This is a genomic window from Enterococcus avium, from assembly GCF_002891025.1.
GTDB classification, from domain to species: Bacteria; Bacillota; Bacilli; order Lactobacillales; family Enterococcaceae; genus Enterococcus_A; species Enterococcus_A avium.
In genome coordinates, this window is the sequence record NZ_NBSL01000003.1 from 65,587 (window position 1) to 90,888 (window position 25,302).

Sequence of the window (25,302 nt, forward strand, 5' to 3'; positions counted from 1 at the left end):
GGAAAATTTCTTTCCCCACCCTCCAAGCTTCTTACGCTGGCGCATCAGTCAATACCCACGTTAAATCTGCTGTATAGTTTTGTGCTTCCAGACCTGCCCGCGGAACATGAAGCCTGACGTTTTCGTTTTGACCATCTTTCCCTTCAAAAACTACCGCGAAGGCCCCCGCACCTTGTCCTTCTTTAGCACTCATAACCTCTTGGTAGTCTTCACTCAACTCAAAGGTGGTTCCAGCTAGTTCTGGAGCTGTTGAGCGATTGTTTTTTGTAACTATCTTCCCATTAGAAAGCGACATTTTCGCACCAGTCAGTTCTTTGCCATTTTCACCCATAAATGGTGAAAGTGTTACCCCCAATGCCCATCCCTTTGCTCCGCCGCGGGTGTCATTCACTTGTACATGGGGTTTTTTGTTTAATGCAAAGTAGTCTGTATCTCCTTGCTTGATTTCTTTTTGACCGAATGTGATATTCGACGCGTACGGAATTGAAAGCGCGCCGGTATCACCAGTACTTGGATCATCGTCATGAGTGTCGTCTGGAACGATTGGGTCCACATCTTCTCCAGATCCCGCTGTCAACGTAACGTCTGTCTTACTTCCGACACTCGTAGATTCATTAGCAAGAGCAGTTACACTTGACCCACTCACTGCCAACAAACCAAGTGCAGCCGTTGTAATCAAAGCTTTTTTCATTTTTCAATCCCTCACAAATAACAAATGATCTAATCTGACTTAAATTAAGTCTCACATGAGGAATCGGCTTTTTCTAGTTCGAAATTTTTCCTGATTTCGGAAAAAAATTTAAGGTTTCTTTGACTTCGTTAGAAACTCCCGTCTTTTATCGTTATTTTTGTATTCATTTTAGAAGAAATGAGGTTCGATAATATTAGGCGTCGTTACTCTTTCTTAGAGAGAACATCAACTATTTTTTACACAAAAAAACATTTGGTTGTATCGTTATTTTTGTATTCATTTTAGAAGAAATGAGGTTCGATAATATTAGGCGTCGTTACTCTTTCTTAGAGAGAACATCAACTATTTTTTACACAAAAAAACATTTGGTTGTCCTGTGATTAAATCGCCAAACCCAATCATAGGAGGATAACCAATGTCCAAAAATAAGAATGTCGATGTAAAGATGATTACCTAGACAAAACTGTCAAACTAATTTTAAAATTGACTCAAATCCAATACCAAAAGGGGTTGATGAAATGAACATTAGTTTTAATAAAAAGAACCGTTATCTTGCACTAAGCTTGCTTTTAATTCTAATTGGAATTAAGACAAACCCTGTTATCTTATTGTTAGGTATCTTTGCAGGGATCAAAGGTTTTCTAGAATTGAAAGACTATCAATGAATTTTTTACTACAGCCTCTTGATTTTCTTTTCTTAGCAATCCCATTCTGGTGAAGCTATTCTGATTTTTTTTCGATTGTGGATGTTCTAAAATGGTATTCACAAAATCAAACCCTATTAAACCTTATTATCTGAATAATCTAAATATGCTAAACTATACATTGATTTAACAATACATTTAAGGAGTGATTTTGTGATTTTCAATTTTAGATCACCGTTTTTGAAAGATCTCGAGAGAATCATGGACATTGAAAAATCAGGTTTCTCTTCTGAAGAAGCTGCTTCCTCAGAGTCAATGAAAGAACGGATTGAAGTTATTAATGACAGCTTTATATTGGCTGTAACTGAATCTGATAATCCTGTAGGCTATGTTGTTGGACCAGTTATCCCAGAAAGATACTTGCATGATGATCTATTTGAAAAAACCGTTGAAAATCCAGCCATTGGCGGCTATCAAACTATTCTGAGTTTAGTGGTTGATCCTCAATTCCAAAAATTCGGCATTGCTACTAATCTACTTACTGAATTGGAGGATATTTCGAGAAATAAGAAAAGAGATGGGATCACACTAACTTGTTTAAAATCACTTATTCCCTTTTACGAAAAAAATGGTTACAAACTAGAGGGGGTTTCTGATTCACAACATGCTGGAGAAACGTGGTACAACATGGTTCTAGATTTAAAAAAGGACAATTGCTCTAGTTAGCGATAGTCATGAAACTCCCAAAAATAAATCAATTGTAAATCTTATTTTTTATTTTTTCGATTTTTCTAATAAGTAAATTAGATTTAATTTATTTTCAACAAAAAATAATTATATTCCTGCCCTGTTATTCTATAATGATCTTCAACAATAGGAGGCGGGAATATGTTTTATAAAAGAAAATTTTATTCGTTTATTGTAGTTGTTCTAGTAGTTGCTTATGGCTTTCTTTTAAATCAAGAAGCCCTAGCAATTACTGACGTTAATACGAATATCATCGAACATTGGGATGATCCTGAGGTTCAAGATGCCTATTACAACTGGGATAAATACGTACAAATAAATTCAAATTCTAAGAGCGATAATTATCCAGGTGATCAATATAACGCTCAAGGTGAAGTCAAAAACGATTGGCTGACGATTGGGCCTATAACTGAGAATACCAATCTTTATGTTTTATATGCTGCAATTATTGGCGCGTCTAATCCTAATGCAACTGGTAAGGGAGACGATTGGGAAACTATTCTGAAATCTCCAAATTGGGAAGTAGACCTTGCTCCAGATCGAATTGCAGAAGGTGGGGCTACTGTTACTTTTTATATTATAAATAGTAATGGTCAAGGTGAAAAAGGAATGCCTGTAGAAATTACCGTAGACGAAGCTCTTCCTACACCTCCTATAAATCCTGATGATTCAAGTACCGAATCTAGTACGTCGTCTACATCTAGTGCGTCGTCTTCGTCCAGTTCGTCGTCTTCGTCCAGTTCGTCGTCTTCGTCTAGTGCGTCGTCTTCGTCTAGTGCGTCGTCTTCGTCTAGTTCATCGTCTTCGTCTAGTTCATCGTCTTCGTCTAGTTCATCGTCTTCGTCTAGTTCATCGTCTTCGTCTAGTTCATCGTCTTCGTCTAGTTCATCGTCTTCGTCTAGTTCATCGTCTTCGTCTAGTTCATCGTCTTCGTCTAGTTCATCGTCTTCGTCTAGTTCGTCGTCTACATCCAGTACGCCTTCTGAATCCAGTACGCCTTCCGAAACAGCTAAAGATTTTGAAAAAAAATCCGACAGCGTATCGATCTATACAAATATAAACAAAACAGGAAATCTCCGTTATCCTAAAACCAATATTAAAAAAGGTAACCCATTCTATTTGATATTTGGTTCAATAATTTTGAGTGTTTCCATTTTTCTACTATTGAAAAAATACTAAACCCAAAATTCTCTCAAGGAGATACATTCTTCTTGAGTTTTTTTATTCTTGGATACTACATTTCAAAATGATTAAGAAAAACTCTATGTGATGGAGCTATCTAAGTTTCTCTGTTAGTCAGCTAATTTAATATATTAATTAACTAGTAATAGTGTATAATCGTTTTGTAAAAGGAGGTCTTCATCAATTGTAAAAATGTTGTTTAAGAGCAACTCGCTTATTTTTGTCGTCGTCTCACCTAAAAGAATGAACCTTTCAATTTCATTAAAAGGAATTGTTTCAATTAGAAGTTTTGCAGCCAGACGACTTTTATCAAACAATGATCCTTCTATAAAAAAACTGATCTCTTTTTATGACTTAATTCTGAATCTCCAAGAAATAGAATTCCTCCAATTCATCAAGAATAGTAATAATTTTTGTTCGAGATATGAATAAAGTCTCCTCAAAATAGCTAGCAGATAAATACTCGTTTGAGATTAGCAAACTTAATAGAATAAACAAAAAATTTCATCATGTGAATACTGGAAGTTGCTTGGACTAACTCTTAATTGCATCGAAAGAATCATTTCTTCTATTTTCTTATTTTTTAGCAATAAAAAACTTTTCTTTTTATTCTGACCAACTTCTCAAACTGATTCTTCTTTAGAAACTAATCTACTTTATATAGACTTTATCTAACCTCCCGTTCATTGATTTGTAGACTAAGAGCAATATCTTTCACTGGTACGTATTCTTTCATTTGCAAAAGATAATGAAGTATTTTGATTTCTCTACTTTTTAATTTCATTTTATTCCTCCCAGTTCATAAAAAGATTTCATATTGAAAGTAAAGCGTTTTCTATCTATTACATAACTTTTTTTGTAATATCATCTTACAAGGATAAGATATCAATAACTACCTTAGACTTAGAAAGTAGATTTTAGTTTCAGAAACAAAGCGATCAAAAGATTGAATCATCAATCTTTTGATCGCTTAAATTTTTTTACTTTTTTTCAGTATTAAGATAGCAACAACAAATTTCAATTGATAGTCGTTAGTTTTCAGCTATTGTTTCGTCCTAGTTAAAAACATAATATTACCTTTTTAAACCTATAGATCTCGAATACCAGAATATAGTGCCACACTCAGCAATTTTCTGTTTGGTATTTTTGTTATAACATGAGCAGCAAGTATTAGAAAGAGGTGCTCTTTATCGGAAAGATGGATGATTAAAGGTATCAAAAAAACGTTTTACAGCTTTCCAATACCTCGTTTTATTTTATTTAATCCTCAGACACGATGAAGCATCCATCTTATCACTCAGTAGTTTAAACTTCTGATAATAAACTTCATATTCTTCAACAGCTTTTTGCTCAGGTGAATAAATTTTTTTGACATGGTTATATTTTTTCCATATCTCTGATGAAAGCTGTCCGGTAGAAGCATGAATCGCACAGATAAGAGCACCAAAAGCTGGACCCTCATCGATTGCTAAAACTTCGATCTCGGAGTTGAATATGTCTGCAAACATTTGTAACCAAAGAGGATTTTTCACTACGCCTCCAGTAATCCGAAATTTTTGCACCTGTTTATCGGATAAATCCCTCATAGTTTGATATACGTTCTTAAGCGAAAAGGCCACTCCTTCCAATACCGACCGAATCAAGTCACCATCATTGTGGTACGCCTTCATTCCAACAAATTCCGCAGACATTTTTGCATTGTAATAGGGACTGCGTTCGCCAAAAAGATAGGGTAAGAAAAGTACCCCCTTACTTCCAATAGAGCTTTCTTCAGCTTTCTTCGTTAGTGTCTCGAAATCCTCACCAGGTGCAAACCTCTCTTTGAACCAATCTAAGGAATAGCCCGCGGAAAGTGTAACACCCATTTTGTAATCTTGTTCTTCAATCAATGAATTGAAATAGTGATACTTTCCTACTTGGTTCATACTGTCATTGGAGTAGGTCAAAAATAACGCCAGAAGTTCCGACTGAAATAAGTCCCTGCTCTTCAATATTATCAATTGTACCTAGTGCACCACAAGCATTGTCGGCCCCACCCATGATCACAGCAAAGTTCTTAGTAATGTTAAACTTTTCCTTTATCTGCTCAGTAGGCACACCCGCACTGTCAGTAGAATACAACAGTTCAGGACATTGATCTAAACGGATATCAAACCTTGTCAGTATCTCCTCATCCCATTGATGTTTCCTGACATCATACATGATAGTCCCTGATGCATCGGAATAATCTGTGCAAACTTTACCTGTAAGATAATAAATGAGGTAATCCTTCGGCATCATGAATTTCCAAACCTTTTTCCAGTTTTCCGGCTCATTTTCCATCACCCATAGTATTTTTGGTAACGTAAAACCCTCTAAAGAAATATTTTTTTCTACCGATAATAGGTGAGGTAGAATATCGGTGTTTAACTGTTTCACCTGCTCAGTTGTTCGAACATCATTCCATAGAATCGCCGGACGAATAGGGATCCCTTCCTCATCAATCATCACCAAACTATGCATCTGTCCAGAGAAAGCGATAGAAACGATATTCTCTTTTATTTGAGGATATCTTTCCAACATTTCACTGAAAGCGCGATCAAACGCTCGCAGCCAATCGGTTGGATTTTCTTCACTATAGCCTTCCTTTTCTGAAATGATAGAGAAAGAACTACTTGAATTACCGAGTATTCTTCCCTGATTATCAGCCAAGATGATTTTTAAAGAGCTTGTTCCTAAATCAATGCCTAAATAATAATCCATCGTGCATGCTCCCTTAATTTATTTCGTAAGTAGTAATCGAAGAATACTTGTGACATAGATGATCCTTTTTCTCATGGACATAATTGGGAATTTGCTGCATTTCAAAAGTAATCCCCATGAAAGGTTCAATTGGTATCTCTCGATTTAAAAGTACGGGCTTATCAATACTATTTAAAGTGTAGACGACACAAGCTTCCTGATTAGAACGAATTGTTAAGCGATTGTCTCCAGTATCATTTTTTAGTTTTATTTTTGTTCGCATAAAATCGGGATCGGTAAAACGATAGGCCAGATTAATCCCATTTCCGCAGAGTTTCGCTAACTTCTTTTCTGTACCCAAGGCCTTTTTGATCTGTACTTCCTTTTGAAAATTATAGCTTTCGTATTCGCCTGTAGGTTTCACGTATTCCTGCGTAGGAACAAGCTGTGCATCAATAAGTTGAATTTCTGCATCATCAATTGTCAACCAATGGTTTTCAATCGTTTTTTTGTTGTGATTCAAGTTGAAATAGGAATGATTCGTCAGATTACAAATCGTCGGCTGTTCTGAATTTCCATGCATTTCAACAATGAAGGTGTTTCCTTCTAATCGATAGTATATGGTGAAGTCCATGTCTTCGTATACAGAATCAGTGTCAAAATAAGACAATCTATATGCAGTTTCATCTATTTTTTTAACGGACCATTGCTTAAATTGAAGACCTTCTTTACCACCATGAAGATGCAAATCTCCTTCGTTTGTATCCAATCTAATTTGCTTTTCATCGCTATTCAAATAATATGGCGGAAAAGTACGCCCCGCATTTCGTCCGATTGTTGCACCTAGAAAATAAGGATTGGACTGATAGGTTTCACTATCAGAATAATGAAGCACGAAATTTGTTTGGTTATTCTTCTTTTCTAATTTAGTAATACAACCGCCTAGATCTAAAAACTCGACTAAGATAAATTCATTCTCTAATGTATATTTCTTCATCTAACTTATTCTACCTCCATGTTCAATGAAAGAAAGACAGAAACAATATTTTCTACCGACCGCGATCGAATCGTGTTCACACCTAGTTGGTCTGTATAATCAGAAAATGTCTTCTCTCCTTACCAATCAAAAACTGCTTTCTTTATCGATATTGTTTTGTACTTCTGCCACTACTTTGGCGTATCTCTCAGGATTGCTGCCAAAGCGCCCAACAAAAACACCATCAACTTCTTTGTTTCGAACGATCAATGTAGCATTCTCAGGACTAACTGCTCCGCCATAAATTATTCTAACTTTCTCGGCCGATGCTAAATCGAACATTTTCGCCAGAACTTTTCGAATCATTCCGCAGACGAGATGAATGTGCGGTGCGCTCGCTGCCTTGCTTTTATTCACTGCCCAAATCGGCGTATAAGCGATCACTAAAGTCTCCAAATCTTCCTTCTTCACTTCATAAAGATCATTAAATAATTGTAAGTAAAGAAAGGATTCAATCTCTTCGAAATCGCTTGTCTGTTCCACTTCGCCCACACATAAAATCGGCTTCAAGCCTTTTTCAAGGGTCAAACGCAATTTCTTATTAATCGTTGTATCCGTCTCATGAAAGTATTGTCTTCTTTCCCAATGCCCAAGTTCTACGTAATCCCCTTTGATATCCAATAACGATTCAATTGAATACTCGCCGGTATATGCTCCGGATGCGTAAGCACTGATGTTTTGCGCTCCTAAATGTATATTGGTATTCCATAAAACTTTTGATACTGGATAGAGCATGGCCATCGATGGCAGCAAAATCTTCTCAATATTCTGATCATCTCCTAAAAGTTCGACTAATTGTTCGGCAAAGGTTACCGCCTCAACTTCGCGATTTTGTCTCATTGCCCAACTCATTACGACTACTGGTTTACGTTTACTCATTTTTCGCTCCTCCAGTTTATGCTATTGATTCTTATTGATTCTTGAATGCTTCCCAATCCTTCATGAAGGCTGCAATACCCGCATCAGTCAATGGGTGACTCCATAATTTAGGGAATAATGATCCCGGGATCGTAGCGATATCCGAAACTGCCACTGCAACTTTTTCTACATGTTCTAAACCACGAACACTTGCTGAAATAATCTCAGTCTTCAATCCATACGTCTCCAAAATCGTTCGCAACTTCTTAATCAACGTTAGGCTGTCTGTTCCAGTATCATCCAATCTGCCTAAGAATGGACTAATGTATGTTGCGCCAGCTTTGGCTGCCATCAACCCTTGTGCAGCGGTAAAAATCAATGTGACATTTGTTTTGATTCCTAATTTTGTCAATTTGTTTACTGCTTCCAAACCTGCTTCGGTCATTGGGATTTTCACTACGATATTTTCTGCCCATTGTGCAATATTTTTGGCTTCTTTAATCATGCCTTCCGAATCTAAACTGATAACCTCTGCACTGACAGGACCTTCTACCGTTTCACAAATTTCTTTGATGACTTCCTCAAAATCTCGACCTTCTCTTGCAATGATTGTCGGATTGGTCGTTACTCCATCAACTAGGCCTAATTTGTTGATTCGTTTGATTTCATCTACGTTTGCTGTATCTAAAAAGAATTTCATTTTTTCTCCTTTACTTGCTGAACAATTTCAACAATGTTCTTAAATTTTTCTGGATCATGTCCAAATCTTCCAACAAAAACACCATCCACATGTTCATTTTCGATTAAGTCATTCACGTTATTCTGACTAACAGAACCGCCATATATGATTCTTATTTTCTGAGCAATTGAATGACCATAATGGTCGGTCAAAATATTTCGAATCATCTCATGTACATGGTGTACATAGCTGGCTGATGCGGCTTTTTCCTGTCCAATCGCCCATACGGGTTCGTAGGCGATGACCAATTCTGTTAATTCTTCTGGGGTGACCCCACTTAAGTCCACAATCAATTGCTTCTTCAAGTGTGCTTTCACCTGGTCCTTTTCGTGCATACTTTCTCCAATACATAAAACAGGACGTATCCCGTTTTTGAAAGCAAGCTTTACTTTTTCGTTTATTATTTCGTCCGTCTCGTTAAAGTATTTCCGTCGTTCAGCATGCCCCAACTCAACATAGCTACCTCCCATATCACAAAGTGATTCTACTGAGAATTCTCCTGTTAACGCACCATTTTCCATAAAGGCGATATTTTGAGACCCAAACTCAATGAATGAATTACTTAGACACTGTCCAACCTCCCGTAAGGTTCCCATACTGGGAAACATAAATAAATCAGTGTCTGCAAAGTGATTACAAAGCTCCTTCAACTTCTGGGTATATTTAATAGTGGGTTCTAGTTCGTTCATATATATTTTTAAACTAATTCCAACAATTGGTTTCCTCATCACTATCTCCCTTTATTTTGCTAGATTTTTTTCATAATCCATTATCTGATTAATTTTCCGTTCAGATCTTGTTCCGGCTTCAAAAGATTGAGATAAGTATTCCTCCAATAATAGTTTGGCAGAATCGATTCCCTGAACGAAAGCTCCAAACGTAGCAATTTGTGCATTATTGCTTAATTGCGCACGTTCAGCTGAATAAATATCAGTCAATTGCGCGGCACGGATACCTGGAACTTTGTTCGCGGCGATCGCCATTCCAATCCCTGTCCCACAACATAATATCCCACGATCAATCGTTTCGGATTTCACTGCTTTCGCCACTTCAAAAGCGATTGCCGGATAATCAACGGGTGAATCACTATAGTAACCAAAATCGATAACCTCATAACCTAATTCTTCTGCATACTCCTTCAAAGTATTTTTAAATTCAACCGCATTTTCATCTGCACCAAAACCAACCTTCATCATAATTCCTCCTTTTAAATATTCGTGCATTGCTTCAAAAATAATTGCAACCGAAGTCGCACCAGCATCCTGTTTATCTAACGATCGCTCTCCTAAAAATTTTGCTCTACCAAATTTTGCAGGATATTTTTTGGTTTTTTCAACCCCTTCATAGGCCGCCTGAACGGCCTCCTCCAAAACCTCTAAAAAATCAACCGATTGTGTCTTTTGAAAAACATCTGCAACGGGGATTAAAGAATCTAACATGGTCTTATCTCCTAATTGCGCTTTGCCTCTTTTTTGAATCATCGCCACCGCTTCTCGAAGACCGGCACCAAATTCTTCAACCGACAAGTCCTCTTTTTTTCCGGCAGCCTTCCCTACTCCCAAGAATAAAGAGCTGAAAATAACTCCTGATGCGCCTCCCATTGATTCCATCATCGCCATCCCGGCTTTTTTGAATACCTGATCAATATCTGTAATCGAATCATTCTGCAGAACGTCACAAATAGCTTTCGCACCACTAGACATCCCGATACCATGATCACCATCACCGATCGCACGATCGATGTCACCTAAATACTCTTCCTTTTTAATCAATTCCTCAGCTGTGAAAATCAACATCGCTTTCGCTTTTTCACTAGTCAATCTTTCCATCAATAGTCCTCCTTGTGAAAATAGCAGGGACTGTAGGCATCCATTTGATACATTTCTTTTAACTCCTCTGTCAACACCTGCACTGTAATAGAGAAACCTGCCATCTCCTGTGTTGTACAAATACTTCCAACGACAGTATCGTAGACATTAAAATTTTTTCCCCTTAACAGCTTGTCCACTTCGTGATTAACTGTATACAACTCTAGATGCGTAGTAGCGCCCAAACCATTAATACAGACAATGACTTCTTTTTCTTCAAATAGCATTAGTTCTATGAGAAGCTTATCGACCATCCGTTGAACCAAGCTTTTAGCATCCAGCATCTTCATCCGTTCAATTCCTTGTTCACCGTGAATTCCTAGACCAAACTCGATTTCATCATCGGCCAACTCAAAATTCTTTTGACCATTAACAGGATTTGTCCCAGGAGAAATTCCAACACCGATTGAGAAAATACGTTGATTTGCACTCTCTCCAACTCTCAAACACTCTTCTAAAGAGCATCCTTGAGCTGCTGCCGCTGCGACTTCTTTAATGACGAATAAGTCACCGGCAATTCCGCGACGCTCTCTTTGTTCTTCTTTTCCAGCTGATGCCACATCATCCGCGATCGGTAAATTATACGCTTTAATATCTTCCATCTCTGCTAGTTCAACACCCATGTCAAAATTTAGGACATCACCCGCATAATTTCCAAAAAGACAAATTACACCCGCACCCTGATCCGCTTGTTTGATTGCTTCCAAAACGGTTCCTGGGGTTGGTGCAGCAAAAAAATTGCCTATTGCTACCGCATCCACCATATTTTTCCCTAGCAATCCAAAGAAAAGAGGTTCATGACCACTTCCTCCACCACTGACGATCCCGACTTTCCCTGCTTTTTTTTCCTTTCGAAAAAGAACTTGAGAATTTTCAGATGATCGAGCAACCCTTTTTCCTTCAGCGGCTATAAATCCGGCCAGCATATCCTCAATCAACGTTTCTTTTGAATTCAAAATTTTTTTCATAAGAGCCTCCCACGGTATACTTAAAGCGCTTTACGATTAAAAATAACCGAAAGCGCTTTAGTAATTTGTGCACTAACGATCCATAATAACTCGTTTCACATTAGGATCAGTAAACACGTCATATTCATCATAACTAGGAGAAGAAAACTCACTGATCACTGCACCGTCTTTTCCAGCCTTAAACCAATGTTTTAATTTAGGATCAATCGTATATTGTTCTCCCGGCAATAAACGATATTCTTTACTTGCGGTATAGTATTCTTGACTATTTTTTGGAATACTTACACTAATTTTTTCAGGATCTAACGGTTCATCAGACTCTACATAAAGATAAACCTCGCCCCAACGACAGCGAAACGTTTCTTGTTTGCCTTCGTGACCATTCCAATCTGGATGTAAATGTTCTGGACATGTTTGATTTGGCAGTAAAACCATTTCTTTCGCACAATATCGAGCATTATTTACATACAGAATCAAGTTCAAACCTTCTTCTTCCAAATTATCTAAACCAAAATCTGCATAATCCACTGATTCTAACTCTTCATCTGTGAGAACGATTTGAGATTTTTTGTATAGATCCTTCACTGCCTGTTTGTATTCTTCAGTTGCTCCACTCATAGTTATTACCCACCTTAACTAATTTTTATATCAGACAAATCAATGTCTTTTTCATCTTCTGCTTGAATCTCTTTCACATCGTCGTAATCGACTTGCTTCTTCAATACTAATAATAAAACAGCATCTACTATTGAGCCGATCATTAATGCCGCAAACCACCCAAGAGGATTTGTCATCGTTACCATGGCAAACAAACCACCGTGAGGAACTGGAGAAGCTGCACCCCAAATCATGCTCAATGCACCCCCGATACCTGCACCGATACCTGTAGACACAATACACCGCCATAAATCATTAAAGATAATTGGATAACATCCTTCGGTAATCATACATACTCCCATCGGAAAAGCGGTCTTTAATGTCTCTACTTCCATCCGGTTGTAAATGTTCTTTTTAAAGATCTTTTGCAAGAAGAAAGCAATGGACATTCCAAAAGGCGTGACCATAGAGGCCAACATTAATACTGCCATTGGTTCATTGATTCCTTCTGACTGTAAGGACAATAAAAATGCGAAGACCACTTTATTGATCGGTCCGCCATAATCGATAGCAGATAATACACCGACGATTAATCCAAACATTAGTTTTTGACTTGTATCCAACCCTAATAAGAAATTATTCAATGTGTCTGTAAGAGCTGAAATTGGGAAACCTAAAACGAAATACATAATGAATCCAACGACTACGGATGAAATAAAAGGAATGATCAACATTGGTTTCAAGCCTTCAGCCCACAACGGTACTTTAATTTTTTCTTTTAAGAATTTGGTCAAGTAGCCAGCTATATACCCGCCAATAAATCCACCAATAAACCCTGCATTCATATTGATAGAAATCAGCCCAACGAGAAACCCTGGTGCGATCCCGGGTTTATCGGAAATCGAGAATGATATCCCAGTTGCGATAACTACCGGCAGCATTCCTAGTACTAATCCACCCATCGTGTACATCACATCAAAGAAATTGTAAGATTCTTTGATATCATTAATTGTTGCACCGCCTAAGAGACTTCCAATTGCTAACAAAAAACCGCCGCTAACAACAATTGGAATTAAATATGAAATAGCTGTAAGTGCATGCTGTTTTAAATTTGTAAACAATTTCCCGCTTTGCTTTGTGTCCGTCATTTCCATCGCATCCTTTCGTTATTGGTTTACAATTTCTTCAATTTTTTCAATAAATTTGTTCGGAGATTTAATAACTACTTCTGTAGGTATCTCAATGACGCGCAAGCCTTCAAAGCGTTCCTTACCTCTTACTTTTACATCGGCAGCGATCACAACCACATCCGCCTCCTTAATAGCACTTTCTGGAATCGGATTTTCAGTTCCAATTGTTCCTTGCGTTTCTACATGAATGTCGTGTCCGGCTTTTTTAGCTGCATTTTCCAGTTTTTCTTTGGCAATATACGTATGGGCAATTCCTGCAGTACATGCTGCTATTCCTACGATTTTCATATTTCTCCTCCTATAAAAATGCTTTTTTCATCTCTGATACATTTTTGGCATTGAGTAATTGTGCAACTACTTCATCATTTCCTAATTTTCCAGCTAAGGCCGCTAACATTCGTAGATGCTCGTTTTCACCTCCATCTCCAGCCTTTACACAAAATAAACAAACAATTCGGACTGGTTTTTCGTCTAATGTTTCCCAAGGAATCTCATTTTTGAATTCACCGATTGCAATCCCATTAGTGATAACGCTTTCACTTTGACCATGAGGGATCGCAATAAAATTGCCGATCCCCGTCTTTCCAAGCGACTCGCGATAGTAAATATCTTTAACGAATCCATCTATTTCCTTAATGTATCCTTTATCAAGTAGAAGCTTCGCTAAGTAGTGAATCGTATCTTCTTTGGAATTGCCAGGAAGTTGAACGCCCATGATTTCTTCATCCAAAACCTGCTCTAAATTAATTTCTTGCATGATTTACCTCCAAATAGTCTTCTTATTTATGGTAAAGATCTGCTTTGTTGTCCGATTTGAACAACTTAATTTTATGCAACGCGGTCTTCTTAGATTCCTCAATACAATCCGGGAAGATCACATTTGGTTCACGAATTTCTAGATTACCATTATTTAAGATTTCTCTTAGTTTTTCTGTAAATGAAATCTTAATATCAGAGGAGATGTTAATCTTTGAAATTCCCAATTCAACAGACTCGCCAATTTCTTTATCTGGATTACTTGATCCTCCATGTAAAACTAATGGAATATCTACGACTTTGATGATTTCACGTAAAATGTCCAGGCGTAATTTTGGTTTAACATCTTTTGGATAAATTCCGTGAGCCGTTCCGATAGCAATTGCTAAAGAATCAATCCCTGTTCTTTCAACAAATTCTTTTGCTTTTGCTGGATCCGTATAAATAACTTCACTTACTCCGCCTTCTACCGTGTTTCCAGTATCACCGATTGTTCCCAGCTCTGCTTCAACAGATACACCAACCGCATGAGCCGCTTCAACGACTTTCTGTGTTACAGCAATATTTTCTTCGAAAGGCAAGTGCGAGCTATCAATCATTACTGAGGTGAATCCTAACTGAATCGCGTGTATCACTTGATCAAACGAAGCTCCATGATCCAAATGGATTGCAACTGGAATCCGGCTATGATTTGCTTCATAAATGACCTGACTAATAAAACTGTCTCTCAAAAACTCCAACTCTAATGGATGAATCGCCATCATGAACGGTGACTTAGCTTCTTCACAGGCATCCATTGCCGCTGACAGCAATTGACCTGAGCCAGCATTGAATGCTGGAACAGCAAAATGATGTTCCTTTGCTACGTCCAACATTTCTTTTCCACTAATTAACATATAACTACCTCTTTCTTTTTCTTCCTTTTTCTTTCTTTTATTTTCTTTTTACACACACAATGTACTACTTTATTTTCTTTTAGTCAACAATATTTTTAAAAAGAAAAAAATTTTTTGTGCTTTTCTTAAAAACCAAATATTTATGTTGGATTTAGGGAAGGTTTTTTATATCTCTTCTTTTTCTTTTTACACGCATATTTTTTCTTTATTTTTCTTTTAGTATGACTTATAATGAAAATCAAAGGAGTAGATATTATGTTAGCTACAGAAAGAGAAGAGTTCATTCGTAAACTGATCTTAGAAAAAAGAGTCGTTTATGTTAATAATTTGGCAGATGAGCTAGGAGTTACTCGTCCGACGGTTAGAAACGATTTGGACAAATTAGTAAAAAAGCATAATGACCTAACTAGAATCCATGGTGGGATTATGCTCAAAGAAGAAATTATGGGTAAAGATCTTACAGATGGAATTACCGAATACAGTGAACGTGCATTCGTCAATAAAGAAGAAAAAAAAGCAATCGCCAAAAAAGCGATAGAATTTGTAAAGAAAGGAGATACGATCCTATTAGACTCCAGTTCTACCTGTTTTGAATTTGCATCTGAATTGGTGACGTTCAGTGAACAGCTTACCGTGATTACGAATGGAATATCTACAGGCGCAATTCTAAAACAAAATCGACATATCAATGTGTTAGCCATCGGTGGACTGCTTAAAGCAAATTCAAATACAATTTATGACGAATTTTTCAGTCCTATTTTGGACAATTTTAATATAGACACCTATTTCTTTTCAGCTTCGGGACTTTCATTGGATGGAGGATTTTCCGAAAATAATTTGATGGAAGTAAAACATAAACGCACAAACGTGATCAATTCAAAAAAATCGATCGCATTAGTCGACAGTACAAAGTTCAATAAGGACTCCAGTTCTACATTTTGTACATTCGAAGAAGTAGATATACTGATCACCGATGCTAATTTGGACAAGAGTATTGAACAGCAATTCGATTCACGTATAAAGATTATTAAAGCCGATAGTTAAATTTACTAACATGTGAATACTCAATCACTAAATGCGAAACAATTAAAGAGCCCATTCTTTTTTTAGGATTGTGCTCTTTTTGCTTTTACTTCATTAATTGATAAATGTTTCATTTCCTCATACCTCTTTGCTTTTTGTTACTCTAATCCATTTATCTTAATCTGGTGATTATCGTGTAACTTAATTTAAAATTGGATTAAAGCTCACCTTTCTTTTAAAAACTCCCCTAACTAGGATTCAACTATTTATTGATCCTAATTAGGGGAGTTTTATCATTATCTAGCATTTTTCTCTCATATTTATTTTTCTAAGAAATCATTTCATCCGTTCGCTAAATTATTTCTGTTAAGGTGCCTTCAAATAGCTCTTTTAAATAGACAACAAGTTCTTCTAACTCCTGTTCCCTATTTAATAATGCCTCTAATAATAAAGGCATATTAAATCCAGCTAGCAAAGAAATATTTTTTCCCTTCTTCTTTAGAACCGTTGCAACATTTGTTGGCGTTCCTCCAACAATATCAGTCAAAATCAACGTGCCTGTTTCTTTATCCAATGACTGATAAGCTACTTCCGCAGCCTCTATTGTCATTGATAAATCCATCATCTCAGTCAATGTGAAATAGGCAGTATTTTTTTGTTCACCGATGACCATTTCAGCACTTTTTAATGCTTCCTTAGCGTAATTTCCGTGACTTCCAACGAGTATTGCGATCATTTTATCACTTCCCTTATCTTGGCCTCATATCTATACTGACTTCATTCGATTTTTCATTTTTAGCACGTTCCAAAATCGAATCATTTAAGAAACATTCAATGATTGTAAAAGCCATTGCTTTAGCGGAGCGTTCGATGGCTGTATGGCTAATAGGCTGATTAGCCAGTCTTTCATATTCTGGAGTGTGTAATGATACCCGTGTCTTATTCAAGCTAAAGTATGGGTTTGTCGTTGGGATTATTTGACTAACATTTCCAAAATCAGTTGATCCAAAATCATCTGGAAACCCTGTTAACACTTCCTCGCCTTGCTCTTCCAAAGCCTCACGACAAATATTTCCTAATGTTTCACTAAAGGTACGGGCGGCGTAGCCTTTTTCTTCAATAATATTTGCCTTACAACCGGTTGCTAAAGCAGCAGCTTGAATACAACTCTTCACTCTCTCAACTAATCTAGACATTTCTCGATCTTCCATACAACGAATACTGTATTGAATTTTAGTATAGTCTGGAATAACGTTACTGGCATTACCGCCATCAACAATGTATCCTGACATACGGACATCCGAGGTCACCTGCTGGCGTAAAAATCCAATCGCATTGAAAAAAAGATTTGCTGCATCCAAAGCATTAATACCTTTAAAGGGCTGACTTGCAGCATGTGCAGACTGTCCAAAAAATTCGATTGTAAATGAATACGTAGTCGTACATCTACCAGCAATTCGTGTAGTTCCTGAGGTAGGATGCACCATCAATGAGGCATCTACCCCATCAAATACACCCGCTTCCAGTAATTTTATTTTCCCGCCACCGCCTTCTTCTGCGGGTGTTCCAATAATAGAAACTTTTCCAGAAATATTGAACTTCTCCATCGCCCTCTTTGCAGCTAGATAGGTACCTAGAGCGGATGTACAAATAATATTGTGTCCACATGCATGACCTAATTTAGGCAATGCATCATATTCTGCCAGTACTGCAATATGTCTTTCTCCTTTCCCCTGTGTGAACGAGGCGCTAAAAGATGTATCTAGTCCTCCAAAAGGAATAATAACTTCATTCCCCTTCTCTTTTAAGTAACTCGTCAATTTCTCTACTGCCTTGAATTCTTTATATCCCAACTCAGGATTTTCGTGAATATACTCACTGATCCGAATTAAATCTAACTTATTCTCTTCAACATTTTTATAAATTGTATTTTTAACGTCTGACTGCATGATTTCCTCCCTAGAATAATCCGACTAGTGCCCCTAATAATGAAAAGACTAAAACACCCAATAAAATAGTTGTATACTTAACATTTCTTTTCTTGATTAAATAGTACAGAATAAATACTGCAGCTATCGGTAGAAGTCCCGGAAGAATCTGATCCACATAGGATTGAATTGTCGTTTTTTCTCCATTCACCATCAGAAAAGGCTTCAGTTCCAGCTTGACATATTGAGAAGATAGAATTCCCATCATGAACATTCCTAAAATACTAGATGCCATAATAAACTGATTAATTCGACCGTCTTTCAACACTTGCAAGATACTCTTCCGACCTACTTTATAGCCTAAATGCCATAGATAGTAGCTAATGGTGGATGTAATCAAACTAACTACGACAAAGGGGCCTAACCCGGCGATCCAGCTTCCAGCAGAAGCCAATGGCAAAAATAATCCTATAACGATTGGACGAATAGTTCCCCAATCCACCGTATCTCCGATTCCAGCCAATGGACCCATGAAGCCCGTTTTTAGACCAGTAATCATATCATCTGAGATCTCTTCGCCTTTTGCTCGTTCTTCTTCCATCGCTATTACAATTCCGTGGATTAGGCTTCCCCAAATGCCTTCAGTATTAAAAAAGGTCAAATGACGTTTAAAAGCTAAGCTTAATTCTTCATCATCTTTATACAGCTTTTTCAAAATCGGTGCGAGACAGCCGACAAAAGATAAACTTTGTAGTCGTTCGAAAGAGTTTGACAGCTCACATGTGCCTAACCAAAGCATCCATGATCGTCGGATATCTTTTTTTGTTAACAGCTTCTTTGTATCTACTTGATTTTCATTCATTATAAGATCCCCGCTTCCTCAGATGAATTTGATTTAGTAAACGTGATATGCAGAAAGGCCATGAATATCCCAAGTAATGCGAAAGCAATGGTGTTTACTTGCTGAGCATACTGGAATAAGAAGAAACCTAAAACAAAATATGGCAGAATTCCTTTTTTCCCAATGACTGAAATCGTGATTGCAAATCCTAACGCTGGAAGAATTCCTCCCGCAACCTGAAGTCCTGTCATAATCCATTCTGGAATAAAGTTCATAAAGCTTTTTACCGCATTTGGTCCTAAATAAATCGCTATCGCTACAGGAATGATGTAAATAAATATCAAAGACAAAGTAGGATATAAAAAGTGTGCACGCATAATTCCTTTAGTATTAGCTTTTTCTGCATAGCTATCTGCCATGTGGACCCAAGCAGCATTAACCGTTCTACGAATATAGTCCAGCAGAACACCCAATAGTCCAACCGGAACTGCTAAAGTAACCGCAACTTCTGGAGACAAATTTGTTTGAATAGCAATTGGAAGAGCGATAAATGTAGCTAACACCTGATCTGTAGGTATATTTCCTCCGGGTTGTATCACACCCATATAGATAGCCTGGATAGCTGCGCCAATAATCATTGCCTGAGGAACATCGCCCAAGACAATCCCAATCAACAACGCCCCAAACAAAGGAATATTTTTGGGCCATGTATATAGGATCCCCATTCGACAAAAACAAAATAGTATACCTAAAATAATTGCCTGAAAAATCGTCATGTTCTTTCCTCCTACTATTTAAATTTGTTTTCTATATCTTTTAAACTAACTTCTTTTTCTTCAGGTACCGTTTGAAGATAGATACGAATACCCTCCGAAGCTAAATTTTGAAGATCATTATACTCATTCTTTGTTAACGTGACATTCTTGAACACAACAACTCTTTCTGGTCCACCACCAATACCGCCAATTTGAACCTTTTCAATTTTTGTATTCGCTTTCATTCCTTTTAGTAACATAGGAATGTTTTTAAAAAGAATGATCGTATGTTTTAACTCTCGCCCATTTAAGGTATCTTCTATATCATTTACCCCTCTAACAATCAGCTTTACACCATTTGGGGCCGCCATTTTGAACACTTCAATCATGAATTCATCTTGTGACAAATCATCATCAAAAATAATGACCTCACTTGCACCGACCTGTCCAATCCAACGAGTAACTACCTGTCCATGCAGCAGGCGGCTGTCTACCCTTACTAAACCAATTTCTGTCATCTTACTTCCCCCTATTTTTATTGAATTTAATCATTGATGAAAATGTGATATACTAAAAATGAAATTTTTTCATTTTCATCTACGATTAATAAATATATTTTTATTATATAGAATATTTTCGAAAAGTAAACACAATAAATCGAATTTTTTCGATATTGATTTAGGAGGAACATAATGGTCTACTTAGAAAGCGTTATTCAAACAAATTATCCAACAATGACAAAAAAAGAAAAAAGAATCGCTGACTACTTACTAAAGAGTCCAGAAGAAGCCAAAACAAAGACTATTTCCGAGATATCGGAAATCTGTGGAGTTGCTGAATCAACCGTCTTTCTTTTTTCGAAGAAAATTGGACTATCTGGATTTAAAGAATTGACTGTTCTTTTATCAAATAGTTCGAAGAAAAAAATTTTTGAAGGAATCTATGAAGAGGATAGTTTTCAGGCGATCGCTGAAAAAGTATTAGAGGTTTCAACACAATCTTTGGCTACTACCGCTAGCTTGCTTGACTATGAACAATTACAACAAGTAGTCAATACGTTAATTCAAGCTAATAAGGTTGTCTTCTTCGGACTCGGCGGGTCTGCGCCAGTAGCTCTGGATGGATTTCATAAATTCTTGCGCTCACCTCTAGAAGTAGAGTTTAATATGGATTACCACATGCAATTGCTCAAAGCAGGAAAACTCACGAAAAAAAGTTGTGCAATTATTGTATCTCATAGTGGCGAGAATTCTGATATCCTTCGAATTGCCGATATTTTGAAAAAAAATGATGTACCGATTATCGTGATAACCAGCTTCAATAATACTTCATTGGTTAAAGTTGCTGATTTCACACTCATTGCAACAACTGAGGAACTAAAATATAAAAACATGGGAATCTATACAAGAAGATTAGCGCAAATGCTAATCATGGATCTTTTGTTTACCTTAGTCATGACCTCTGACGATACCTTATCTATCCCTAGTTTAGAAAAAATACAAGACGCGATACACTCAACTAAGTAGAAATTGGATAATCATTTATAAAAGAAAAAAGCAGAAAATCCCGACTGTGGTAAAAGTTTCCATTGTTTTCGAGTTTTTCTGCTTTTTTTATCTTTTTAATCCAAGCTCAATCTCTTTAAATCCTTGATTCTGCCCTTCTCACGCTTTTTTCCGTTCTTTCCTCTAGAATTTTTTGCAACTCTTCCGTCAAAGCTTTGGTTTTTAAGGGAACACAATCGCAAGGATCATCGATATACATAATTTGATTTGTCTGTGGTGTAAATTTCTTCCATTCTGGCAAAGCCTTGCTATTCGGATCATGACACGCTGCAAAATTCGCCCAATATTTCGCCATTGTATTGCTTACTCGAACGTCACTTTCCCCATAATTGATGAACTCGCTATTTAAATTTTGAAAATGGTAGGCATTCTCACTGGCATGATAGGCGCCGTAATAATAAGGTTCTTTGCCTGGTGTGACTTTTTGGAAAATGTAAAAATAGGTCGGTGAGGTACGAAACTCAACAAGACAGGAGGTAAAATATCTCATATTTGCGATCGTATTGTCTGACCGAAAACGTCCTAACGCATACGCAGGTGATTGATCCAAATAGGCACCATATTTATTATAGATAGCAACCTTATGATCTGGATATTTGGTCGCCACTGTTTTTTCAAAACGTTCTTTTGTAACCTTTTCTCGTTCTCCAAGGAGAATGAAGGCTTCATCCGCTGTACAGCCGAGAATAATGGGAATATCATGAATCTTCCCAGCCAAGAAGGATTCCTCCAAACGAGCAGGGACTAATCGTCCGTCCACATAAGGACAAAACTCGGAGGCTTCGTAAGCTTCAGGATCACTTAACAGTTTTTCTGCGGAAACACAGAATAGCTCGTCTTCACTGACACCGATTTTTGCTAAATAATTTAAGCAGCGAGTTTGTTCCTGTGCTTCATTAATGTCCCATTCGTCATGATTAAAGGGCGATCCGCTTTGGGTGATCGCAGCATGGAAGAGTCCCTCTGCTGCCGGACAGGTCAATAAGACATTGATCGCTGAAGACCCGGCTGACACGCCAAACAGCGTAACGTTATTTGGATTCCCTCCAAAGCTTGAGATATTTTCTCTGATCCATTTTAGCGTGGCTAGCATGTCCTCAAGTCCAGCATTTGTCGCTTTTTGATCCGTTTTCTTTAGCTTTGGATGAGCCATAAAACCAAATATTCCAACACGATAGTTAAAGGTGACAACGATTACCTTTTGATTTTTGGCAAAATTACTTCCCTCACAGCCTGCTGAAGTGGAGGAGCCGTTCATATAGTGTCCACCATACAGCCAGACCATTACTGGCAGATTTTTCCCAGACGCGTTCTCTGGCGCATAAACATTGAGATACAAACAATCTTCGCTTGGCGCAGTTCGTTTTTCCGGCGGATACATCGCTCCTTCAGAGCTTCCTGGCAGTTGCATCGGACTAGCTTTAAAGCTACTAGCATCCAATACACCTTCCCATGTATCGGTTTCGACAGGAGGAAAAAATCTTCTTTCTCCAATTGGAGGTTTCGCAAATGGAATCCCCAGAAATTTATCTACACCGTTAATGTTTATTCCCTGCACTTTCCCTTTTGTTGTCTCGATGATTGGACTAGTCATTTATCAAACTCCTTTCGTAAATTAACTGTAAATATTGATGCTCACTGGAAAACCTTTTTTGCGACATCAAAGATATTGTCTCTCGCGATCTTAATCAACGATTCGTTCTCAATAGTTTCTCCCATCGATAATTGATTATAGAGCTCGATAAACATAGGCAGATTTAGCCCGCAGATAATGGTAATCGAGCGATTTTTCGACAGCCGCAATGCAGTCGTACAGGGACTTCCGCCAAACATATCGACTAGACAAATGATCTCCTTCGATACGTTCGAAATCTCCTGCTCAATCTTTTCATAGAATGTATCCCCAGAGTCTTCTGGTGTCAGAGAAACTGATGTTACCTCTGACACTTCGCCAATGATCATTTGCGCAGATTTCAAGAGACTTTCGCCAAAATCGCCATGTGTCAAAACAAGAATATGCTTTTCCATGTTCTCCTCCAATCCAGTTTTCATGCCCACAAACGACAACTTTTTAAAATAAACCAATCAGCGATCCTACTAGCGATACCGCAATGATCACTCCGATTACTAAGTTGTAGCTTTGACCCTTCTTCATGAAATATAGATAGATGGCCGCAATTACCAGTAGCGGCAGCATTCCCGGAAGAATTTGGTCTAATAATTCTTGGATGACGATTGGATTCGCATTACTTAACTTGATTTTGATCGGTATGGAAAGCTTGACATAACTGGCAGACAGAGCCCCCATCATAATAAGTCCTAAGATACTTGAGCCCGTGATCACCTTGTTGATCATTCCTGATCCTAGTAATGACTGGATTGATTCTCTGCCGACCTTATAACCGAATTTGAACATATTGTACCCAAGTGCCAAGCTGATAAATGAAAACAGGAACGGAAAAAGCCCGCCTAAAATATTTCCTGATTGTGCTAAAGTCACTGCTATCGAAAAGATAATCGGACGCAGTGTTCCCCAAATGATGGTATCACCAATCCCGGCCATTGGACCCATTAAGCCGGTTTTTAATCCAGAGAACATTTCATCCGGCAGCTCCGCCCCGCCAGCTCGCTCCTCCTCTAAAGAGCAAATCACTCCTAAGATCAATCCGACAAAAGTTCCCTCTGAATTGAAAAATTGCAGGTGCCGTCTAAGTGCGGCTTTGTATTCATCAGATTCACCGCTATAGAGTTCCTTCAAGGATGGCAGCAGGCTCACACAAAAAGACAAGGCCTGCAGTCGCTCATAAGAATTGCTTAGCTCGGTAGTAAAGACCCACCAAAAATAGGTTTTTTTCAAGGATTTCTTGGAAAGTGTCACTTTTTTCTCGTTTTCTACGACATTGTTCTCCATATCAGGCACCCTCACTTTCTGGTTTTCTTGAACTAACGACTAATATAGCGATACATAAACCAAATACAGCTGCTGCCATGGTGTTCAGTTCTAAATAGACGACAGCAAAATAGCCAATGATAAAATATGGCAGAATCGATTTTTTACCAATCGTATACACTACGATTGCAAAACCGAGGGCTGGTAACAAACCTCCTGCGACTTCCAACCCATGCATAATCCATTCTGGCAGAAAATCCATGATCGAATTCACTACATCTGAGCCAAACAGGGTCACGAGAAAAACAATTGGAAAGCGGAGAACGAATCCTTGGATGATCGGATAGATCACACCTTCTCTAAAGATTCCGCTGCCATTTCCACTTTCTGCAAAGGTGTCTGCTCTATGTATAAACATGGCATTCATAGTACGTCTGATCTGATCAATGAAAACACCAAGTACACCAAATGGTACAGCTAACACCACCGCCTGCTCCGCAGTTAGTCCTGATTTCAACGCAATTGGAATAGCGATCACCGAAGCCAGCGCCGGATCGGAGGGGATGTTTCCTCCGGGCATGATCATTCCTAAATAAACAAGCTGGATCGTTCCGCCTAAAAGTAATCCGGTCTTTAAATCTCCTGAAACTAACCCAAAAATCATTCCAATAAATAATGGCTGTCCAAAAACATCATAAAACCAATAACCGATCTTGCAGTGCCCCATAAAATAAAGTAGACCTGCTGTTAATACCATACCGAAATTTGAAGTCATTTTCACCTTACCCCTTTCCTAATTCATTTTGCTCAATGCGGCATTTAACTCAACCTTTGGTTCTGTCGGTAAAACGTGTAGATACACATGTGTCCCTTTGGATTGGATTTCCTTTAGTAATTCCGCATCCTCTTGATCAAGGGAAATTTGATTTAGGACGTTCACTCGGCCCGGTCCTCCGCCCAATCCGCCAATCTGCAGTGTCTCAATGGGAAACCCTAATAATTGTGCTTGATAGCTATCCTTGACTGACTTGAATAAAATCAATAAATCTTCTGCTCCAAATGCATCTTCTTGCCACTGCTTGACAGCATCATCAATGGTTTTGATCTCCACCTTGATTCCCGGTGGTGCTGCCATTACATAGATATTGCCTAGAAAATCGTCCTTTGCTAGCGCATCATTGATAATGACGATTTTTTTCGCTTCAGCCTCTTTTAACCATTTAGTAATCACCTGTCCATGAATCAATCTAAAATCCGCCCGAATCAACTTTATCTTTCCCATCTTCCTCATTTCCTTCCACGTTTTTATACTCTGCTATCCAATTAAATCAATGTCTTTTTCTACTCCTTTCCCCAAAATAGTCCTTCTACTTTTCTATTTAGCAAGTTCCGTGCCAACCTTCTCTA

At 37.8% G+C, this 25,302-nt stretch carries 29 protein-coding genes; 5 read left to right on the forward strand and 24 right to left on the reverse strand.

What is annotated here, in order from left to right:
* Window positions 1-31 precede the first annotated feature (31 nt).
* Window positions 32-691 carry a WxL domain-containing protein gene (locus tag AUF14_RS15990; RefSeq protein WP_102866132.1) on the reverse strand — a complete coding sequence of 220 codons (660 nt, stop codon included), beginning with the start codon at window positions 689-691 and terminating at the stop codon, window positions 32-34.
* A gap of 518 nt (window positions 692-1,209) precedes the next feature.
* Here AUF14_RS15990 and AUF14_RS22580 point away from each other — a divergent pair.
* From AUF14_RS22580 to AUF14_RS22585, 3 genes are all read left to right on the forward strand, one after another.
* Window positions 1,210-1,356, forward strand: a complete 147-nt coding sequence (locus AUF14_RS22580; protein WP_193756249.1) for a hypothetical protein — start codon at window positions 1,210-1,212, stop codon at window positions 1,354-1,356.
* A gap of 192 nt (window positions 1,357-1,548) precedes the next feature.
* Window positions 1,549-2,061, forward strand: a complete 513-nt coding sequence (locus tag AUF14_RS15995) for a GNAT family N-acetyltransferase (RefSeq protein ID WP_102866133.1) — start codon at window positions 1,549-1,551, stop codon at window positions 2,059-2,061.
* Window positions 2,062-2,223: 162 nt separating this feature from the next.
* Complete coding sequence (locus tag AUF14_RS22585; protein WP_193756250.1) at window positions 2,224-3,261, forward strand: hypothetical protein; 1,038 nt, start codon at window positions 2,224-2,226, stop codon at window positions 3,259-3,261.
* 1,259 nt (window positions 3,262-4,520) lie between these two features.
* On the opposite strand, the gene AUF14_RS22865 is transcribed toward AUF14_RS22585, so the two are convergent.
* From AUF14_RS22865 to AUF14_RS16065, 13 genes are all read right to left on the reverse strand, one after another.
* Window positions 4,521-5,189 carry an FGGY-family carbohydrate kinase gene (locus AUF14_RS22865; protein WP_227656367.1) on the reverse strand — a complete coding sequence of 223 codons (669 nt, stop codon included), beginning with the start codon at window positions 5,187-5,189 and terminating at the stop codon, window positions 4,521-4,523.
* A 4-nt stretch (window positions 5,190-5,193) separates the two neighbouring features.
* Complete coding sequence (locus AUF14_RS22870) at window positions 5,194-6,006, reverse strand: FGGY family carbohydrate kinase (protein ID WP_227656368.1); 813 nt, start codon at window positions 6,004-6,006, stop codon at window positions 5,194-5,196.
* 13 nt (window positions 6,007-6,019) lie between these two features.
* A complete protein-coding gene (locus AUF14_RS16015) occupies window positions 6,020-6,982 on the reverse strand; it encodes an aldose epimerase family protein (protein ID WP_102866134.1) in 963 nt (320 codons plus the stop codon).
* Between the two features lie 126 nt (window positions 6,983-7,108).
* Window positions 7,109-7,900, reverse strand: a complete 792-nt coding sequence (locus AUF14_RS16020; RefSeq protein ID WP_102866135.1) for a triose-phosphate isomerase family protein — start codon at window positions 7,898-7,900, stop codon at window positions 7,109-7,111.
* A 31-nt stretch (window positions 7,901-7,931) separates the two neighbouring features.
* Window positions 7,932-8,579: a fructose-6-phosphate aldolase gene (gene fsa, locus AUF14_RS16025; RefSeq protein ID WP_102866136.1), complete on the reverse strand. Its 648-nt coding sequence runs from the start codon at window positions 8,577-8,579 to the stop codon at window positions 7,932-7,934.
* Window positions 8,576-9,346, reverse strand: coding sequence for a triose-phosphate isomerase family protein (locus tag AUF14_RS16030; RefSeq protein WP_102866137.1), 771 nt, complete (start codon window positions 9,344-9,346; stop codon window positions 8,576-8,578). The genes fsa and AUF14_RS16030 overlap by 4 nt, the downstream gene beginning before the upstream one ends.
* Before the next feature lie 12 nt (window positions 9,347-9,358).
* Complete coding sequence (gene dhaL / locus AUF14_RS16035; RefSeq protein WP_102866138.1) at window positions 9,359-10,447, reverse strand: dihydroxyacetone kinase subunit DhaL; 1,089 nt, start codon at window positions 10,445-10,447, stop codon at window positions 9,359-9,361.
* A complete protein-coding gene (locus AUF14_RS16040) occupies window positions 10,447-11,454 on the reverse strand; it encodes a dihydroxyacetone kinase subunit DhaK (RefSeq protein ID WP_102866139.1) in 1,008 nt (335 codons plus the stop codon). The genes dhaL and AUF14_RS16040 overlap by 1 nt, the downstream gene beginning before the upstream one ends.
* Before the next feature lie 72 nt (window positions 11,455-11,526).
* Complete coding sequence (locus tag AUF14_RS16045) at window positions 11,527-12,072, reverse strand: D-lyxose/D-mannose family sugar isomerase (RefSeq protein WP_102866140.1); 546 nt, start codon at window positions 12,070-12,072, stop codon at window positions 11,527-11,529.
* Window positions 12,073-12,086: 14 nt separating this feature from the next.
* Complete coding sequence (locus AUF14_RS16050) at window positions 12,087-13,199, reverse strand: PTS fructose transporter subunit IIC (protein WP_102866141.1); 1,113 nt, start codon at window positions 13,197-13,199, stop codon at window positions 12,087-12,089.
* A gap of 18 nt (window positions 13,200-13,217) precedes the next feature.
* Window positions 13,218-13,529, reverse strand: a complete 312-nt coding sequence (locus AUF14_RS16055) for a PTS fructose transporter subunit IIB (RefSeq protein ID WP_102866142.1) — start codon at window positions 13,527-13,529, stop codon at window positions 13,218-13,220.
* 10 nt (window positions 13,530-13,539) lie between these two features.
* Window positions 13,540-13,998: a PTS sugar transporter subunit IIA gene (locus AUF14_RS16060; protein WP_102866143.1), complete on the reverse strand. Its 459-nt coding sequence runs from the start codon at window positions 13,996-13,998 to the stop codon at window positions 13,540-13,542.
* A 22-nt stretch (window positions 13,999-14,020) separates the two neighbouring features.
* On the reverse strand, window positions 14,021-14,893 hold the full coding sequence (locus tag AUF14_RS16065; RefSeq protein WP_102866144.1) for a ketose-bisphosphate aldolase: 873 nt from the start codon (window positions 14,891-14,893) through the stop codon (window positions 14,021-14,023).
* Between the two features lie 255 nt (window positions 14,894-15,148).
* On the opposite strand from AUF14_RS16065, the gene AUF14_RS16070 reads away from it, so the two are divergent.
* On the forward strand, window positions 15,149-15,937 hold the full coding sequence (locus AUF14_RS16070; RefSeq protein ID WP_102866145.1) for a DeoR/GlpR family DNA-binding transcription regulator: 789 nt from the start codon (window positions 15,149-15,151) through the stop codon (window positions 15,935-15,937).
* A 331-nt stretch (window positions 15,938-16,268) separates the two neighbouring features.
* On the opposite strand, the gene AUF14_RS16075 is transcribed toward AUF14_RS16070, so the two are convergent.
* The 5 genes from AUF14_RS16075 to AUF14_RS16095 are packed head-to-tail and all read right to left on the reverse strand — an operon-like array spanning window position 16,269 to window position 19,958.
* Window positions 16,269-16,652, reverse strand: coding sequence for a PTS sugar transporter subunit IIA (locus AUF14_RS16075; RefSeq protein ID WP_102866146.1), 384 nt, complete (start codon window positions 16,650-16,652; stop codon window positions 16,269-16,271).
* 13 nt (window positions 16,653-16,665) lie between these two features.
* Window positions 16,666-17,865 carry a M20 family metallopeptidase gene (locus AUF14_RS16080; RefSeq protein ID WP_102866147.1) on the reverse strand — a complete coding sequence of 400 codons (1,200 nt, stop codon included), beginning with the start codon at window positions 17,863-17,865 and terminating at the stop codon, window positions 16,666-16,668.
* 10 nt (window positions 17,866-17,875) lie between these two features.
* Window positions 17,876-18,706 (reverse strand): PTS system mannose/fructose/sorbose family transporter subunit IID, encoded by an 831-nt coding sequence (locus AUF14_RS16085; RefSeq protein ID WP_016177921.1) that lies wholly within the window; start codon window positions 18,704-18,706, stop codon window positions 17,876-17,878.
* Window positions 18,706-19,461 (reverse strand): PTS mannose/fructose/sorbose/N-acetylgalactosamine transporter subunit IIC, encoded by a 756-nt coding sequence (locus AUF14_RS16090; protein WP_102866148.1) that lies wholly within the window; start codon window positions 19,459-19,461, stop codon window positions 18,706-18,708. The genes AUF14_RS16085 and AUF14_RS16090 overlap by 1 nt, the downstream gene beginning before the upstream one ends.
* A gap of 14 nt (window positions 19,462-19,475) precedes the next feature.
* Complete coding sequence (locus AUF14_RS16095; RefSeq protein WP_102866149.1) at window positions 19,476-19,958, reverse strand: PTS system mannose/fructose/N-acetylgalactosamine-transporter subunit IIB; 483 nt, start codon at window positions 19,956-19,958, stop codon at window positions 19,476-19,478.
* A 174-nt stretch (window positions 19,959-20,132) separates the two neighbouring features.
* Here AUF14_RS16095 and AUF14_RS16100 point away from each other — a divergent pair, with 174 nt between their 5' ends.
* Complete coding sequence (locus AUF14_RS16100) at window positions 20,133-20,966, forward strand: MurR/RpiR family transcriptional regulator (protein WP_016177918.1); 834 nt, start codon at window positions 20,133-20,135, stop codon at window positions 20,964-20,966.
* 115 nt (window positions 20,967-21,081) lie between these two features.
* On the opposite strand, the gene AUF14_RS16105 is transcribed toward AUF14_RS16100, so the two are convergent.
* The 5 genes from AUF14_RS16105 to AUF14_RS16125 are packed head-to-tail and all read right to left on the reverse strand — an operon-like array spanning window position 21,082 to window position 25,177.
* Entirely contained in the window at window positions 21,082-22,599 is a 1,518-nt protein-coding gene (locus AUF14_RS16105; RefSeq protein ID WP_102866150.1) for a carboxylesterase/lipase family protein, read from the reverse strand.
* A gap of 41 nt (window positions 22,600-22,640) precedes the next feature.
* A complete protein-coding gene (locus AUF14_RS16110; protein ID WP_016177916.1) occupies window positions 22,641-23,033 on the reverse strand; it encodes a PTS sugar transporter subunit IIA in 393 nt (130 codons plus the stop codon).
* 43 nt (window positions 23,034-23,076) lie between these two features.
* Complete coding sequence (locus AUF14_RS16115) at window positions 23,077-23,916, reverse strand: PTS system mannose/fructose/sorbose family transporter subunit IID (protein WP_102866151.1); 840 nt, start codon at window positions 23,914-23,916, stop codon at window positions 23,077-23,079.
* Between the two features lies 1 nt (window position 23,917).
* On the reverse strand, window positions 23,918-24,670 hold the full coding sequence (locus AUF14_RS16120; RefSeq protein ID WP_102866152.1) for a PTS mannose/fructose/sorbose/N-acetylgalactosamine transporter subunit IIC: 753 nt from the start codon (window positions 24,668-24,670) through the stop codon (window positions 23,918-23,920).
* Window positions 24,671-24,688: 18 nt separating this feature from the next.
* Window positions 24,689-25,177 (reverse strand): PTS system mannose/fructose/N-acetylgalactosamine-transporter subunit IIB, encoded by a 489-nt coding sequence (locus AUF14_RS16125; protein ID WP_102866153.1) that lies wholly within the window; start codon window positions 25,175-25,177, stop codon window positions 24,689-24,691.
* Window positions 25,178-25,302 lie beyond the last annotated feature (125 nt).